14 protein-coding genes are annotated in these 15,178 nt (G+C 69.7%); 6 read left to right on the plus strand and 8 right to left on the minus strand.

Translation table 11 applies throughout. From position 1 onward, the window contains the following. Nucleotides 1-41 precede the first annotated feature (41 nt). The 7 genes from AC0KUR_RS05615 to ypfJ form a co-directional block, all read right to left on the minus strand. Entirely contained in the window at nucleotides 42-629 is a 588-nt protein-coding gene (locus AC0KUR_RS05615) for a DUF3156 family protein (protein WP_034189466.1), read from the minus strand. Continuing rightward, the gene (locus AC0KUR_RS05620) at nucleotides 626-2,128 is read right to left on the minus strand and encodes an APC family permease (RefSeq protein WP_034189465.1); all 1,503 of its coding nucleotides are present in this window, start codon (nucleotides 2,126-2,128) and stop codon (nucleotides 626-628) included. Before AC0KUR_RS05620 ends, AC0KUR_RS05615 begins: the two co-directional genes overlap by 4 nt. 239 nt (nucleotides 2,129-2,367) lie before the next feature. Further along, nucleotides 2,368-3,708, minus strand: coding sequence for an aminotransferase class III-fold pyridoxal phosphate-dependent enzyme (locus AC0KUR_RS05625; RefSeq protein WP_473375512.1), 1,341 nt, complete (start codon nucleotides 3,706-3,708; stop codon nucleotides 2,368-2,370). A gap of 63 nt (nucleotides 3,709-3,771) precedes the next feature. Beyond that, the gene (locus AC0KUR_RS05630; RefSeq protein WP_034189463.1) at nucleotides 3,772-5,274 is read right to left on the minus strand and encodes an aldehyde dehydrogenase family protein; all 1,503 of its coding nucleotides are present in this window, start codon (nucleotides 5,272-5,274) and stop codon (nucleotides 3,772-3,774) included. Between the two features lie 179 nt (nucleotides 5,275-5,453). Further along, nucleotides 5,454-5,693 (minus strand): hypothetical protein, encoded by a 240-nt coding sequence (locus AC0KUR_RS05635; protein WP_226194094.1) that lies wholly within the window; start codon nucleotides 5,691-5,693, stop codon nucleotides 5,454-5,456. A 37-nt stretch (nucleotides 5,694-5,730) separates the two neighbouring features. Further along, a complete protein-coding gene (locus AC0KUR_RS05640; protein WP_473375513.1) occupies nucleotides 5,731-6,459 on the minus strand; it encodes a helix-turn-helix transcriptional regulator in 729 nt (242 codons plus the stop codon). 161 nt (nucleotides 6,460-6,620) lie between these two features. Beyond that, complete coding sequence (gene ypfJ, locus AC0KUR_RS05645; RefSeq protein ID WP_034189460.1) at nucleotides 6,621-7,502, minus strand: KPN_02809 family neutral zinc metallopeptidase; 882 nt, start codon at nucleotides 7,500-7,502, stop codon at nucleotides 6,621-6,623. A 401-nt stretch (nucleotides 7,503-7,903) separates the two neighbouring features. Between ypfJ and AC0KUR_RS05650 the strand changes: the two genes are divergently transcribed. The 5 genes from AC0KUR_RS05650 to AC0KUR_RS05670 all read left to right on the plus strand — a co-directional run bounded on the left by AC0KUR_RS05650 (nucleotide 7,904) and on the right by AC0KUR_RS05670 (nucleotide 12,841). Next, nucleotides 7,904-8,695, plus strand: a complete 792-nt coding sequence (locus AC0KUR_RS05650; RefSeq protein WP_069706898.1) for an SDR family NAD(P)-dependent oxidoreductase — start codon at nucleotides 7,904-7,906, stop codon at nucleotides 8,693-8,695. A gap of 171 nt (nucleotides 8,696-8,866) precedes the next feature. Beyond that, nucleotides 8,867-9,910 carry a LysR family transcriptional regulator gene (locus AC0KUR_RS05655; RefSeq protein ID WP_367188599.1) on the plus strand — a complete coding sequence of 348 codons (1,044 nt, stop codon included), beginning with the start codon at nucleotides 8,867-8,869 and terminating at the stop codon, nucleotides 9,908-9,910. Nucleotides 9,911-10,009: 99 nt separating this feature from the next. Continuing rightward, the gene (locus tag AC0KUR_RS05660; RefSeq protein ID WP_124607731.1) at nucleotides 10,010-10,699 is read left to right on the plus strand and encodes a DUF4286 family protein; all 690 of its coding nucleotides are present in this window, start codon (nucleotides 10,010-10,012) and stop codon (nucleotides 10,697-10,699) included. 83 nt (nucleotides 10,700-10,782) lie between these two features. Next, nucleotides 10,783-12,090, plus strand: a complete 1,308-nt coding sequence (locus tag AC0KUR_RS05665; RefSeq protein WP_049033354.1) for an MFS transporter — start codon at nucleotides 10,783-10,785, stop codon at nucleotides 12,088-12,090. A 49-nt stretch (nucleotides 12,091-12,139) separates the two neighbouring features. Further along, a complete protein-coding gene (locus AC0KUR_RS05670) occupies nucleotides 12,140-12,841 on the plus strand; it encodes a DUF2848 domain-containing protein (protein WP_034189531.1) in 702 nt (233 codons plus the stop codon). A gap of 348 nt (nucleotides 12,842-13,189) precedes the next feature. On the opposite strand, the gene AC0KUR_RS05675 is transcribed toward AC0KUR_RS05670, so the two are convergent. After that, the gene (locus AC0KUR_RS05675; RefSeq protein WP_473375514.1) at nucleotides 13,190-14,170 is read right to left on the minus strand and encodes an NAD-dependent epimerase/dehydratase family protein; all 981 of its coding nucleotides are present in this window, start codon (nucleotides 14,168-14,170) and stop codon (nucleotides 13,190-13,192) included. 98 nt (nucleotides 14,171-14,268) lie between these two features. Here AC0KUR_RS05675 and AC0KUR_RS05680 point away from each other — a divergent pair, with 98 nt between their 5' ends. Beyond that, nucleotides 14,269-15,171 carry a LysR family transcriptional regulator gene (locus tag AC0KUR_RS05680; RefSeq protein ID WP_473375515.1) on the plus strand — a complete coding sequence of 301 codons (903 nt, stop codon included), beginning with the start codon at nucleotides 14,269-14,271 and terminating at the stop codon, nucleotides 15,169-15,171. The last annotated feature ends 7 nt before the right edge of the window (nucleotides 15,172-15,178 follow it).

Here is a 15,178-nt window from a genome sequence, read left to right on the forward strand (position 1 = left end):
GGATGCGGCCGCCGGATTCGCACGGCACGCAGCGCCACAGCTTACCCTCGCAAAATCCTGCGTAGTGCGGTTTCGAACGCAAGCAAGGCCGCCGACAGCGCGGCGGCCTGCTCGCCGGTCAGCCGGACGTAGCGGCGAAACGACGGCATCCGGTTCACGACCTCGCTGCCGCCGAACGGCACGATCGCGAGCGTCCAGCGGCCGTCGCGCGCGCCGATCGTGCACTCGGTCAGGTGCAGCGGCCGCAGCGCGTCGACCAGCGACGGCTCGGCGACCAGCGCGGTCAGCGTGTCAGCGAATACGGGGTCGCATTCCGAGTCGCGTACCCCGTCGATCCCCGTCCGGCGCAGCCAGCCGGTCTGCCGCACGCGGGCGCTACCCTGCGCGGCCGGCCCGCGCACGGTCGCGGCCACCTTCACGCTGACCGTATGCATCAGGAACTGCCGCTCGACGCGCTCGTCGACACTCACGCGCACGCCGTTCGGCAGGCACGCCGTGGCGCCGCCCATATCGTCGGCCTCGCGCGCGGCCTGCAGGTCGGCCAGCACCCGCGCGGCGATCGCGCCGGGCCGATGACCGGGCGGCGGCGCGTCGGGCGCCGCGCGCCAGCGGGCGAGCGCGGCCTTCACGACGCAACGTGCTCGTTGCGCAGCACTTCCTCGACCGGCACCGGCCTGAACGGATGCCGGCGCTGCACGACGAGCGTCCAGAACAGCGCGTACAGCGCGGTGAGCCCGAGCATCGCGCCGAACGGCACGTAGATGTCGCGCGCGTTCATGCCCGGCGGCGTGATGTACCAGATCGCGAGCACGATGCCGACGCTCGACACGATCTGCGGCAGCGGGAACAGCGGCGACCGGTACGGGCGCGGCAGGTCCGGGCGGCGGATGCGCAGCATCACGACCGATGCCGTGACCAGCAGGTACGCGGTGCCCCACGCGCAGGTCGCGGCGAGCACGAGGTGCAGGATGCTGTCGAGATTGCCGTTGATCAGCCACGCGTGGAAGATCGGCACGATCGCCGCCGCCACGATGCCGACCACGGGCGTCTTGAAGCGCGGATGCAGGTATGCGAAGCAGCGCGGCAGCGCGCCGTCGATCGCCATCCCGTACAGGATGCGCGGCAGCCCGGCCATCAGCGTGTTGATCGTCGCGGCGCCCGCGCACAGGAACGCGATGCCGAACCACACGCGGCCGAACGGGCCGAGCACCTGCAGCGCGAACGCGGGAATCGCGCCCGGCGTGTCGAGCAGGTGCGTGAGGCCGTCGGGGCTCACCGGCACGTTCGCGACCTGGCGGCGGATCGCCGCGCCGTACAGGAACATGCAGATCGCGACGCCGACGAGGCCGAGCGCCATCGCGCGCGGAATCGTCCTGCCCGGCGCCTTCATTTCCGGCGCGAGCGGCGTGACGAACTCGCAGCCGACGAACATGAACATCGCCATCCCGACGAGCGACAGCACGGCCGGCACCGACGTGCCGACTTCCGAGCCGCCGAACCAGCCGTCGAGATGCACGGCGGGCGCGGCCGCGAGACCGAGGATCCCGAAGATCATCAGCGACAGCCACATGCCGGCCGTCAGCACGATCTCCAGCTTGCTGAACACCTTGATGCCGACGATGTTGGTGACCGCGAACGTGACCACGAGGCCGACGCCGACGAGCCACGAGCTGTTGTGCTTCTCGAACGCCGCGTTCAGCGATTCGAAGTTGACCAGCGCCATGATGCCGCTCAGGATCGTCTCGGCCGTGCCGGCGAACACGTGCACGAGGAAATACGCGGAAATCGTGCCGGTGATCGCCCAGAAGCGGCCGAGCCCGCACGACAGATAATCGTAGACCGAGCCGGCCGTCGGCAGCATCGCGGCGGCTTCGGAGAACGTGGTGGCCTGCGCCTGCATCATCACGAACGCGATGATCATCGCGACCGCGAACGCCCAGCCGCCCATCCCGAAGCCCGACGTCGCGGTGAGGATCACCGGGCTCGCCATGATGAGGCCGACGGCGCTCGCCAGCGCGGTCGGAAAACCGACCGCACCGGCCTTCAGCGCGGTGCCGCCGCCCGCTTGCGCCGGCGAGCCGGCGGACGTGTCGCCCGCGGCGCCGGAAACGCCTGACCATCCCGACATCTTCGTCTCCTTCCAGTGCTGGCCCGAACCCGCGCTTCGTCGGCGGCTGGTGCCAAATTTGCCTTGCGATCGGCCCGGGGCGGCGCTTCAGCACTTCGTTCCCGGACCCCTGTCGATCACGGCGTGATCCGATGTCGAAAAAATACGCAGGCAAAAAAACCAGGTCATAGCGCAAATCGGCAAACCCGCGGCGGCGTTCGCGCGTCCCGCCGCCGGTTTGCCTTCATGCGGCTACGCCGTCACGCGAACGGCACGGCCTCGAAGCCCGCCGCGAGGGCGTCGACGATCCGGTCGAGCTGCTCGCGCTGGATCACGAGCGGCGGCGACAGGATGATCTTGGTGCCGACCGGGCGCACCAGCACGCCGTTCTCGCGGACGACTTCCGCGACCGCGTTCGCATAGCCTGACAGCGGGTCGATCGGCTCGCGCGTGTCCTTGTTCGCGACGAGGTCGAGCGCGAGCATCAGCCCCTTGCCGCGCACCTCGCCGACCGCCGCGAAACGCTCCGCGAACGGCTTCAGCGCCTCGAGCAGATACGCCCCCTGCTTCGCCGCATTCGCCGGCAGGTCTTCCTTCACGACGATGTCGAGGCTCGCGATCGCGGCCGCGCATGCGACCGGGTGGCCCGCATACGTGTAGCCGTGCATGATCGCGCCGCCGAAATCGGCGTTCGCCGCGAATGCCTCCTCGATCCGCGCATTCACGACCGTCGCGCCGAGCGGCACGTAGCCCGACGAGATCCCCTTCGCGAGACACATGATGTCCGGGCGCACGCCCCAGCCGCGGCTGCCGAACAGGCTGCCGCTGCGGCCGAAGCCCGTCACGACCTCGTCGGCGATCAGCAGCACGCCGTAGCGGTCGCACACCTCGCGCACGAGCGGCCAGTAGTTGGCCGGCGGCACGATCACGCCGCCCGCGCCCTGGATCGGCTCCGCAATGAACGCGGCGACCGTGTCGGGGCTCTGGAACTGGATCTCGCGCTCGAGCAGTTCCGCGCAGATCCGGCCGAGTTCCTCGGGATCCTGCGTGAACGGGTTGCGGTACAGCCACGGCGTCTCGACGTGGAAGCAGCCGGGCAGGTTCGGTTCGTAGTTGCGGCGGAACACCGTGTTGCCGTTGACCGACGCGCCGCCGAAGTGCGTGCCGTGATAGCCCTGCTTCAGCGAAATGAACTTCGTGCGGTCGGCCTGGCCGCGCACCTTCCAGTACTGGCGCGCGATCTTCAGCGCGGTCTCGATCGAATCGGAGCCGCCCGAGCTGTACAGCACGCGGCGCATCCCTTCGGGTTCGAGCATGTCGATCACCTTCTTCGACAGTTCTTCCGCGCGCGGATGCGAAATGCCGTCGAACAGCTGGAAGTATTCGAGCTCGTCGAGCTGGCGCACGATCGCGTCCTTCACCTCCTGGCGGTTGTGGCCGACGTTCACGTTCCACAGGCCCGCGACGCCGTCGACGAGCTTGCGGCCCTGTTCGTCGAACACGTAGCAGCCGTCGCCGCGCACGATGCGGATCGGCTTGCGCTGCTTCATCTCGTTCGGGTGCACCATCGGGTGCCAGAATTTCGCTTCGTTGTAGCTCATTGCAATCTCCACTGTCGGATCGTTTGAACCTGGGTCGTTCGGATTCGGGGGCCGCGCCGCGCGTCAGTGCGCGATGCAGACGGATTTGGTTTCGGTGAAGCCTTCGATCGCGTACTGGCCGAATTCGCGGCCGATGCCCGATTGCTTGTAGCCGCCGAACGGCATCGACGGATCGAGCGGGATATGGCAGTTCACCCAGACGGTGCCGGCCTCGATCTGCGGCACGAGGTTCATCACGCGCTTCAGGTCGTTGCTCCAGACGCTCGCGGCAAGGCCGTACGGCGACGCGTTCGCGAGACGCACGGCGTCGGCCGCGTCGTCGAACGGCACCACGACGATCACGGGGCCGAACACCTCGTCGCGCACGATCGCGCTGTCCGGATGCGGATCGGCGATCACGGCCGGCTTCACGTAGTAGCCGGGCAGGTCGTCGGCCGGCGTGCCGCCCGCGAGGAACGTGAGGCCCGCGCGGCGCGCGCCTTCGATGTGCTGGACGACCTTGTCGCGATGATGCGCGGACACGAGCGGATTGATCTGCGCGGTCGTGTCGAGGCCCGCGCCGAGCTTCATCGACTGCGCGACGCCGGCGAGGCCGTCGGCGAGCTGCGCGAACTTGCTGCGGTGCACATAGAGGCGCGACGCGGCCGCGCACACCTGCCCCTGGTTGAAGAACGCGCCGGCGGCGACCCCGTCGAGCGCCTGCGCGACGTCGACGTCATCGAGCATCACGATCGGGTTCTTGCCGCCGAGCTCGAGCGAGAAACGCGTCATGTTCTGCACGGCCGCCGCGCCGACCAGCTTGCCGGTCGCGGTCGAGCCCGTGAACGAGATCTTCGCGATCGACGGGTGGCTCGCGAGCGCCGAGCCGCAGACGCGGCCGCCCGTGACGACGTTGAACACGCCGGGCGGCACGCCGGCCTCGCGGGCGAGTTCGGCGAGGCGCAGCGCGGTGAGCGGCGTTTCCGGCGACGGCTTCAGCACGATCGTGCAGCCGGCCGCGAGAGCGGGAATCAGCTTCCACACGGCGATCATCAGCGGGAAATTCCACGGCACGATCGCGGCGACCACGCCGACGGGCTCCTTGCGCGTGTAGGCCGTATAGCGCGCGCCGGGCGGGAACGGGATCGACACGTCGAGCGTCTGGCCGGTGATCTTGGTCGCCCAGCCTGCCATGTAGCGCACGTATTCGACGCTCGCGCCGACCTCGATCGCGCGCGACACGTGGATCGACTTGCCCTGGTTCAGCGTTTCCAGCTGGGCGAGCGTCTCGGCGTCGCCTTCGATCAGGTCGGCGAGTTTCAGCAGGATGCGTTCGCGGTCGGCCGGGCGCAGCCCGCTCCATACGCGCGTGTCGAACGCGCGCTTCGCGCTGGCGACCGCGCGGTCGACGTCGCGAGCGTCGGCGTCCGCGACCGTCGCGAGCCGCTCGCCCGTCGCGGGGTCGTACACGTCGAGCCGCGCAGCCGATTGCGCGGGCTGCATGTCGCCGTCGATGAAGAGGCCGAAATCGCGCGCGACGAAGGTGCGCACGGTGTCGCTGACGGCGACGAAGTTCGTGTTGCTCATGGGCGTCTCGATGATTGTCGTGGCTGGACCGCGTGCCGGTGAGGCACGCGGGCGTCGGACCACTGTATCGACGAGGGATCGCGCCCGGTGAGCGCAAATTGGCAGCGCGTGACGGAAGGCGGCGGGTTCGAACCCCGCGGATAGGATGGCGGGGCGTGACGGAGGAGTGGGCCGACAGGCTAGTTCTTGAAACCCTGCGACATCGACGCAAGGAAGTCGTATGCCTGGTAGTCCAGCCAGTACACCCCGAGTGCCAGCGGGATCAGAAAATACAGCGAATCGTACGTCCCGCTTCGCACGGTTCTGACGATGAAGATCGGCAGCGCAATGCTCAAGGCGACGACCACCAGCGAAGCGGCAGTGAGTGCGACATCCATTTTCCCGGCCCTTTGATTGTTATCGAAACGACGATCGTGCATGGTACTGCACGACGTCGGGGCCCCGCTTGCAGGACGACTACAGAAACAGCGCCCCGACCAGTTCGGTACGGTTCGACACGCCGAGCTTGCGATACATGCGCATCAGGTGGGTCTTGATCGTCGGTTGCCCGAGCGCGAGATCGCGCGCGATCTCCTTGTTCGAGCGCCCGTCCCGCACGAGGCGCGCGATCTGTTCCTCGCGATAGGTGAGCCGCTCCTCGCAGCCGATCCGGTGGATCCCCCGCCGCGCGCGCAGCAGCGGGCCCAGCGCGGCTTCGGCCATCGGCTGCAGCCGCGCGAGCGCGTCGATTTCGCCGGGCGCGAACCGCCCTGCCGTGCTGTGGCCGGTCGCGTCCCCGGTCCCGAAACGCAACAGCGAAAACGCGCCGATCGTGCGGCCCGCGTCGCGCAGCCAGATCTCGACGACGTCGGCCACGTCGTGGCGCCGCAGGAAACGGGTCCAGTACGCGGACGCCTCGCGTCTTTCGTCAGGCAATTGGGAGGCGAGCGTCACGACCGCGCGCTCACCGGCCGCGCAGCGCGACGGATGCAGCGGATCGAGCATCCGGTAGCGGGCGACATAGGTGCGATGCATCGATTCCGGCATCCCGAACAGCTCGAAATCGGCCGGTTCGCCGCTCTGGTCGAGCCGGTAGAACACGATCGCGGACGGGCTCGCGAACGCGTCGAACACCTCCACGCACGCGCGCAGCGCGCGCGGCCAGTCGGCGGCGGCGTGATCGACGGGAACGGATGGGATCGGCATGGTGGAATCGGCGGCGGGCGAACGGATCGAATAGCGAAGTCCGGGCCAGCCTACCGGCGCCGAAAAGCGCCGGTGAGCACAAATCGGCAAATCGTCCCGGTCCGGCGACGGTGGCCGGTCCGGCCGGGACGATACGCGCGCGACGATGCGCGCGCCATCATTCAGCGCGCGTTCGCGGAGAACGTGTCGCAGGCGCTCACCTCGCCCGATTCCATCCCGCGCCGCAGCCAGTACACGCGCTGTTCGCTGGTGCCGTGCGTGAAGCTTTCCGGCACGACGTAGCCTTGCCCCTGCTGCTGCAGGCGATCGTCGCCGATCGCGGCGGCCGCCTTCAGCCCCTGCTCGAAATCGCCCGGCTCCATCAGCCGCTGGTTGGCGCGCTGCGCATTGTTCGCCCACACGCCGGCGAAGCAGTCGGCCTGCAGCTCCATCCGCACCGACAGCGCGTTCGAGCGCGCCTGACTCGACCGGCGGCGCGCCGCATCGACCTTGTCGGAAATGCCGAGCAGGTTCTGCACGTGATGGCCGACTTCGTGCGCGATTACGTAGGCCTGCGCGAAATCGCCGCCCGCGCCGAAACGCTTGCGCAGTTCGTCGTAGAAACCGAGGTCGATATATACCTTGCGGTCGGCCGGGCAATAGAACGGCCCCATCGCCGTCTGGCCCGTGCCGCAGGCGGTCGGCGTCGAGTTCGTGAACATCACGAGCTTCGGCGCCTGATACTGCGCGTGCAACTGGGTCGAGAAGACGCCCGTCCACGTGTCCTCGATGTTGGCGAGCACCTTGCGCGTGAACACCGCGCCCGGATCGGCGGCCGGCGCGCCCTGGCGTTGCTCCGGCGCGGGTTGCGCCTGCTGCTGGCGGCCCTGCAGCGCCGACGCGCCCTCGAGCACCACGCGCGGGTCGATCCCGAAGAAATACGACGCGGCCAGCGCGACCACGATCGTGCCGATGCCGATCGTCGCACCACGCCCGCCGCCGAAACCGCCGGCGCCGCGGCGATCCTCGACGTTCATGCTTTCTCTTTCGTCGTCCAGCCTCATTGCCGGCCCCTCCCTGTCCTTGTCGATGGTCCGGCCGCGCCAGCGCGCAACCGGGCGATACGTCGCGACGACTCGATCCAGCGGCGGACGCGATACCCGCGCAGCGGATGCACGCTCGCGCCGTTCCTGCCGGCCCGCCGCGCCGCTCGCACGACGGAATCGGCCGGCCGACGCGCCGCGCGTCGATGCGCGCGTACGCCCGCGCTATTTTGCCGGGCTTTCGCGACTTATCCCAAAAATGTGGAGGATAGAGCGATTCGGCGCCGGACATCGTCAGCCTTTGCAAAATGGGCAGGACCGAACCGGCCGTCCGGACGGCCTTCATTCATCCTTTCGGCGGATACCGCCGCGTGCCGGCGCCGCCTAAAGTGGCCGCTCACGACACCTTTCCGGAGAACGACATGACGCACCCGCCCTCCCGCACGATCGCGATCACCGGCGCGGGCACCGGCATCGGCGCCGCGTGCGCGCGCCGCTTCGCCAGCCGCGGCGACCGCGTCGTGCTGATCGGGCGCCGTCAGGCGCCGCTCGACGCGCTGGCCGCCGAAACGGGCGGTCTCGCGCTCGCGGGCGACGCCGCGAGCACGGCCGACTGGGCCGGCTTCCTGCCGCGGATCGCCGAACGCTTCGGTCGCATCGACGCGCTCGTCGCATGCGCGGGCGGCCACGGCGTCGGCCGCGCGGACGAAACCGACGATGCGCGGTGGCGCGACGCGATGCACGCGAACCTGGACACCGCATTCGTCAGTGCACGCGCGTGCCTCCCCGACCTGATCGCGCAGCGCGGCAGCATCGTGCTGGTCGCGTCGATCGCGGCGCTCGCGGCCGGGCCCGGCGTATGCGGCTACACGGTCGGCAAGCATGCGCTGCTCGGGCTCGCGCGCTCGCTCGCGCGCGACTATGGCCCGCAAGGCGTGCGCGCGAACGCCGTCTGCCCGGGCTGGGTCCGCACGCCGATGGCCGACGCGGAAATGGAGCCGCTGATGGCCGCGCACGGCGATTCGCTCGACGGCGCGTACGCCCGCGTCAGCGCTGACGTGCCGCTGCGGCGGGCGGCCGATCCGGACGAAATCGCGGCCATCTGCGCGTTCCTCGCGTCGCCGGATGCGTCGTTCGTCACCGGCGCGACGCTCGTCGCCGACGGCGGCGCGATGGCCGTCGACGTGCCGACGCTCGCGTTCGACCGGCTTTGATGCAAGCCGGCACACCGCCCGCGTGACACCGGGTGGCAGCCGGCGAGTCGGCCGCCGGCCGCCCGTACCCGCGACGACACACGCGGCGCCCGTCCGTTTCCCACCCCGGAAATCCGCTACCATCGACCGATCCCGCCGCCGCTCCCGGCCGGCCTCTGCGTTCGGACATCGATGAACATCCGGTTTCTTGAAACCTTCGTCTGGCTCGCGAAGCTGGAAAACTTCCGGCTCACGGCCGAAAAGCTGCACACGACGCAGGCCGCCGTGTCGAGCCGCATCGCGTCGCTCGAGGAGGCGTTCGACGTGCGCCTGTTCGACCGCAACACGCGCTCGGCCACCCTCACGCCGGCGGGGCGGCGCATGCTGGCCTATGCGGAGCGGATCGTGCGGCTCGACGGCGAAATGCGCCGCGACATCGATGCGGCGAGCGACGCGGGCCTGATCCGGATCGGCGTGATCGAGTCGATCGTGCACAGCTGGTTCCCGGCGCTGATGGCGCAACTGCGCGAGCGCTATCCGCGCCTCGACGTCGAGATCACGAGCGACACGACGCTGCACCTGACCCGTCTGCTCAGCACCGACGGCGTCGACCTGATCCTTCAGACCGACCCGGTGCCGGGCCCCGACTTCACGAACCTGCCGCTGTGCGAGTTCCCCGTACGCTGGGCCGCGAGCCCGCGCCTCGGGCTCGGCGGCCAGCCGCTCGACGTCGCGCGCCTGGCCGGGTTTCCGATCATCAGCTTCTCGCGCCACTCGGGTCCGCATGCGACGATCGAGCGCCTGTTCGCGGCCGTCGAGCGGCCGGCCAGCATCAACTGCATCACGTCGGTCGCCGCGATGATCCGCCTCGTCGCCGACGGCTTCGGCGTCGCCGCGCTGCCGCCCGCGATCATCGGGCGCGAGCTGCAGGAAGGCGCGCTCGAACTGCTCGACGTCGAACCGGAATTCCCCGCGCTGCCGCTCGTCGCGACGTACCGCAGCCAGGGGCTGCCGGTGGCCGCGCGCATCGCCGAACTCGCGAGCGAAGTCGCGCGTGCAACGGCCCCGGCTACGAGCTTCGCAAAGCCTGCCGCCCCGGCCGCGCCCGATCGCATCGACACGGCGGCGGCACGCAAGGCAAGCCGGACGACAACAGCAACGCCGACAAAAACGAAACGCACGACGCGAGCCGCACCGGCGTCCCCCGCCGCGACACGCCGCCCGCGCCGCTCATAAGAAAACCTGTTCACCGCGAATTTGTTTTCTTGTTGGACGGGCGCGGCCCGTCTTCGGGACACTGCGGTTCCTGACACCCCCGTCACAAGGAACCCCGCGATGACCCGCCTTTCCCTCCCGCACGGCCAGCTTTGCGTCTGGACGGATATCGACCCCGCGCACGAAGCCGACTTCAACGCGTGGTACGACCGCGAGCACATGCAGGAACGTGTCGCGATTCCCGGCTTCACGCATGCACGGCGCTTTCGCGCGACCGACGGCGGCCCGCGCAAATACCTCGCGCTGTACGTGACGGAGGCGCTCGACGTGTTCCGCGGCGACGCGTACCGCCGCGCGTTCACGCAGCAGACCGCCTGGTCGCTCGCGAACTTCGAACGCATGACGGGCACGCAGCGGCGCGTCGGCGAGCTGACGATCGAGGCCGGCGACGGCGAAGGCGCGCATCTCGCGCTGTTCGTGCTGCCGCCGCAGCACATCGACGTGCCGCCACTGCGCGCGCGCTTCGACGACGCGCTGCACGAACCGGGCATCCACGCCGCACGACTCTTCCGCACCGCGCCCGACCTGTCCGCGCCGATCGGCGCGGATGCGGCCGCCCGCCCGGCCCCCGATGCACTCGTACTGATCGAAGGCAGCGACGCAGCCGTCACGCGCCGCGTGGCCGCCGCGCTCGCCGGGCACGACGACGTCCGCACGTTCGACCTGCTGTGGCGCGCCGCCGCGCCGCCGCGGGTTGCGCACCGTGACGCCGAAGCCGAACCGGCCGCCGCGGCCGCATTGCCTGCCTGAACGCCGACACCGGCGCTCGCCGCACCGCACGCGGTCCGCACGCCGGTCCCTCTCCCGTCATCCGTCACGACCCGCCCGATACCATGAGCACTCTCGCCCAGCCCGCCGCCCACGCGCCCCGCCGCGTCCGCACCCGCCGACTCGCGACCGCGAGCATGATCGGTACGTCGCTCGAGTGGTACGACTTCACGATCTACAACACGCTCGCCGCGCTCGTTTTCAATCACCTGTTCTTCCCGTCGGTCGATCCGCTGGCCGGCACGATCCTCGCGTTCTCGACCTATGCGGTAGGCTACGTGTCGCGCCCGCTCGGCGGTTTCGTGTTCGGCAACCTCGGCGACCGCATCGGCCGCCGCGCGGTGCTGATGCTCACGCTCGTGCTGATGGGCGTGACGACCGCGCTGATGGGTGCGCTGCCGACCTACGCGCAGGCCGGTATCCTGAGCCCGGTCCTGCTCGTCGCGCTGCGCTTCGTGCAGGGCGTCGCGCTCGGCGGCGAATGGGCCGGCGCGGTGCTGCTGTCGGTCGAGCACGGCGACCAGAAGCGGCGCGGGCTGTCCGCGTCGTGGACGCAGATCGGCCCGTCGTTCGGCACGCTGCTCGGCACCGGCTGCATCGCGCTCGTGACGCTGTCGACCACGTCCGACGCCTTCCTGTCGTGGGGCTGGCGCGTGCCGTTCGCGGCCAGCGCGCTGCTCGTCGTGTTCGGTTTCTGGCTGCGACGCGGCGTCGACGAAACGCCGCAGTTCGAGCAACTCGCCGAATCGCACGCGACCGCCGACGTGCCCGTCGCCGACGTGCTGAAGTATCACTGGAAGCGTCTGCTGATCGCGGGCGGCTCGCGGATCGGCTCGGACGTGCTGTATGCGCTGATCGTCGTGTTCACGCTGACCTATGTGACGACCGTGCTGCACCTGTCGCGCCCCGTCGCGCTGACGGCCGTGATGATCGGCACCGCGTGCAACGCACTCGCGGTGCCGTTCTTCGGCGCGCTGTCGGACCGCTTCGGCCGCCGGCCCGTTTATCTCGCCGGCGCGCTGGCCGGCATCGTGTGGGCGTTCGTGTTCTTCGCGATGCTCGATTCGGCGCGCCCCGGCGCGATCGTCGCGGCGGTTGCGGTCGGTCTCGTGATCCATGCGGTGATGTATGGCCCGCAGGGCGCGTTCGTGACCGAACAGTTCCCCACCCGCGTGCGCTATGCGGGCTCGTCGCTCGCCTACACGCTCGCGGGCATCGTCGGCGGCGGCTTCGCGCCGCTCGTGATCGCCACGCTGTTCCGGCAGACGGGCACGACGACCGCCGTGTCGCTGTACGTCACCGCCGCGCTCGTCGTCACGTCGATCGCGCTGCTCGCCGCGCGCGAGACCGCACACCGGGCTCTCGAGGATTGAGCGCCGCCGCCAGCCGATTCATTGCTTCGCACTTCAAATGGATATCCGCATGCAAGCCCTGTCGTTCAACGTGATTTCCCTGCAAGATGCACCGGCCGCCGTCGACGTCGACATCGAGCGCGTCGTGATTGCCGGCTGGGCCGGCCGCGACCCGGCCGCGATCCAGGCGCATATCGACGAACTCGCGGCGCTCGGCGTCGCGCCGCCGTCGACCACGCCGTGCTTCTATCGCGTATCGTCCGCGCTGCTCACGCAGGCGCCGTCGATCGGCGTGCTCGGTACGCGCTCGGGCGGCGAGATCGAGTGCGTGCTCGTCGACAGCCCGGCCGGCACGCTGGTGACGGTCGGGTCCGATCACACGGATCGCGAGGTCGAGGCGTACGGCGTCGCGGTGTCGAAGCAGGTATGCGCGAAACCGCTCGGCCGCGATGCATGGCGGTATGCGGACGTCGCCGGTCACTGGGACGCGATCGAGATGCGTGCGTGGCTGATTGCGCGCGATGGCGAACGGGTCGCGTACCAGCACGGCGCGGTGAGCGGCCTGCTCGCGCCGGACGTGCTGTGGCGGCGTTTCGACGACCGCCGCACGATGCCCGCGCGCTGCGCGATGTATGGCGGGACGGTCGCCGTGCATGGCGCGATCGCGGCGATGGGCGACGGCGATGCGTTCGAGATGGAACTGCACGATCCGGTGCTCGGGCGCAGCCTGCGGCACCGGTATGCGGTCGAGGTGTTGCCGGTCGTGGCGTAACGGCAGCGGAAAACCGCACGGGACGCGCGCGGCGGCGCTCGGCCGGCGCGCCCGTTCCTACCTGTACGATTCAAAGCAGCGGTAGTCCGGAAAGTTGAACTGCGAGTTGTCGCAGTACAGCACACCTGCCAGGTTGGTACACCCGCTCAATGTGAACACGATTGCTCCCGCAACCGACGCTTTCCATCCGAATTGCCACATCGCGCCCCCGTTTTCTCATGATCGGTATCACCGACATGATGCGCATCGGACGTGCGCGGGTATGTGGAGAATTGTTGTCCCGCGGGTGCTTCAATGCGCGACGGCGCTTTCCCGTGCCCGGGCGAAGCCCGTCGCAAGGGCCCAGGCTCACTTGAGACACCCCAGCCCCGCCAGCGTCGCCTCCACCGCCGTATCGAGCGGCGTCACCGGCTCGCGGCCGAGCACCGCGGTGACGCGCGCGTTGTCCATCCGCAGCGGCTCGCGCCACAGGTAACGCATCTCCAGCATCTCGCGCAGCGTCGTGACGAACGGCGCCGCCGCCCACACGAGCCACCACGGAAAGCGCCGCACCACCGGCCGCGCCCCGTGCCGCTGCGCGATGCGCTGCACGGCCTGCGCCATCTGCGTGCCGTCCGCATCCCAGTGCCCGCCCAGATGAAAACGCGCGAACGGCTCCAGCGCGTCGCGCCGTTCGATCAGTTCGACCATCGCGCGGGCGGCGTCCGGCAGGTACGACCACTGATGGCCGACGCCCGGCCGCCCCGGTACATTGACGGTCGCGACGGGCCGTCCGGGCTTGATCAGCCCCTGCGAGAACCAGTTGTTGCGGGCGCTCGCCCCGAAGAAATCGCCCGCCCGCACGATGATCGTGCGCACGCCCCGCGCGGTCGCGTCCTGCAGCCGCCGCTCCATCTCGACGCGGATCGCGCCCTTGCGGGTCGCCGGATGCTGCGGGGCATCCTCCCGCAGCAGCGGGAACGCATCCGCGCCATAGTTGTAGACGGTCCCGGGCAGCACGATGGTCGCCTGCGCCCCCGTCGCCGCCGCGATCGTGTTGTCGATCATCGGCAGCACCTGGGTCGGCCAGTTCCGGTATCCGGGCGGATTCACCGCATGCACGATCACGCTGCAGCCGCGTGCGGCACGGACCACCGCGTCGCGATCCAGCGCATCGCCGCGCATCCACACGATGCCGTCGCGCTCCACGACCTCGGCATCGAGCCCGCGCTTGAGCGCACGCACCTGCCAGCCTGCATCGCGCAACTGCCGCGCGACTTCCCCGCCAATCCCGCCGCTCGCACCGAGCACCAGTACCTGCCGGTGCGCCATGCCTGTATCCGTCGTCATCGCCGCTCTCCTTGAATGAACCATCGTGAGACGCATTCTGGCGTGCCGGCGACTAACAATAAATTGCCTAACCTCGAAGATCGGCTATACATTTATGTATGACCATCGATCTGAACTGGGAACGCTACCGGACCTTTCTCACCGTGCTGACGGAGGGCTCGCTTTCCGGCGCGGCGCGCGCGCTCGGCATCACGCAGCCGACGGCCGGCCGCCACGTCGCGGCGCTCGAAGCCGCGTTCGGCCAGACGCTGTTCACGCGCTCGCCGTCGGGCCTGCTGCCGACCGAGGCGGCGCTTGCGCTGCGCGGCCACGCCGAAGCGCTGCGCAGCGCGGCGGCCGCGTTCGAGCGCGCGGCCGCGAGCCACGGCGCGGGCGTGCGCGGCATCGTGCGGATCTCGGCCAGCGACGTGATCGCCGTCGAGGTGCTGCCGCCGATGCTCGCGCGGTTGCGGCGCGAGCATCCGGGGCTCGTGATCGAACTGGTGCCGACCGACCGCATCCAGGACGTGCTGAAGCGCGAGGCCGACATCGCGGTGCGGATGGCGCCGCCCGCGCAGGAGGCGCTCGTCGCGCGGCGCATCGGCGAAATCGAGGTCGGGCTGTATGCACGCGACGACTACCTCGCGCACAACGGGACACCCGCGACGATCGATGCACTCGCGCATCATGCGCTGATCGGCTTCGATACGGTCACGCCGTTCATCCGTTCGGCGGGGCGCGGGATGCCGTCATGGAAACGCGACGCGTTCGCGCTGCGCACCGACAGCAACCTCGCGCAACTCGCGATGATCCGCGCCGGCTACGGAATCGGCTTCTGCCAGTCGGCGCTCGCGAAACGCGACGCCCGGATCGTGCGCGTGCTGCCGGACGCACTCGCGATGCGGCTGGAAACCTGGGTCGTGATGCACGAGGACCTGCGGACGAGCCCGCGCTGCCGTGCCGTGTTCGACGCGCTCGCCAACGGGTTGCGTGCTTATGTCGATGGCGAAACCGCCGAGTAGACGGCGG

The organism is Burkholderia sp. YHN3-13, from assembly GCF_055810675.1.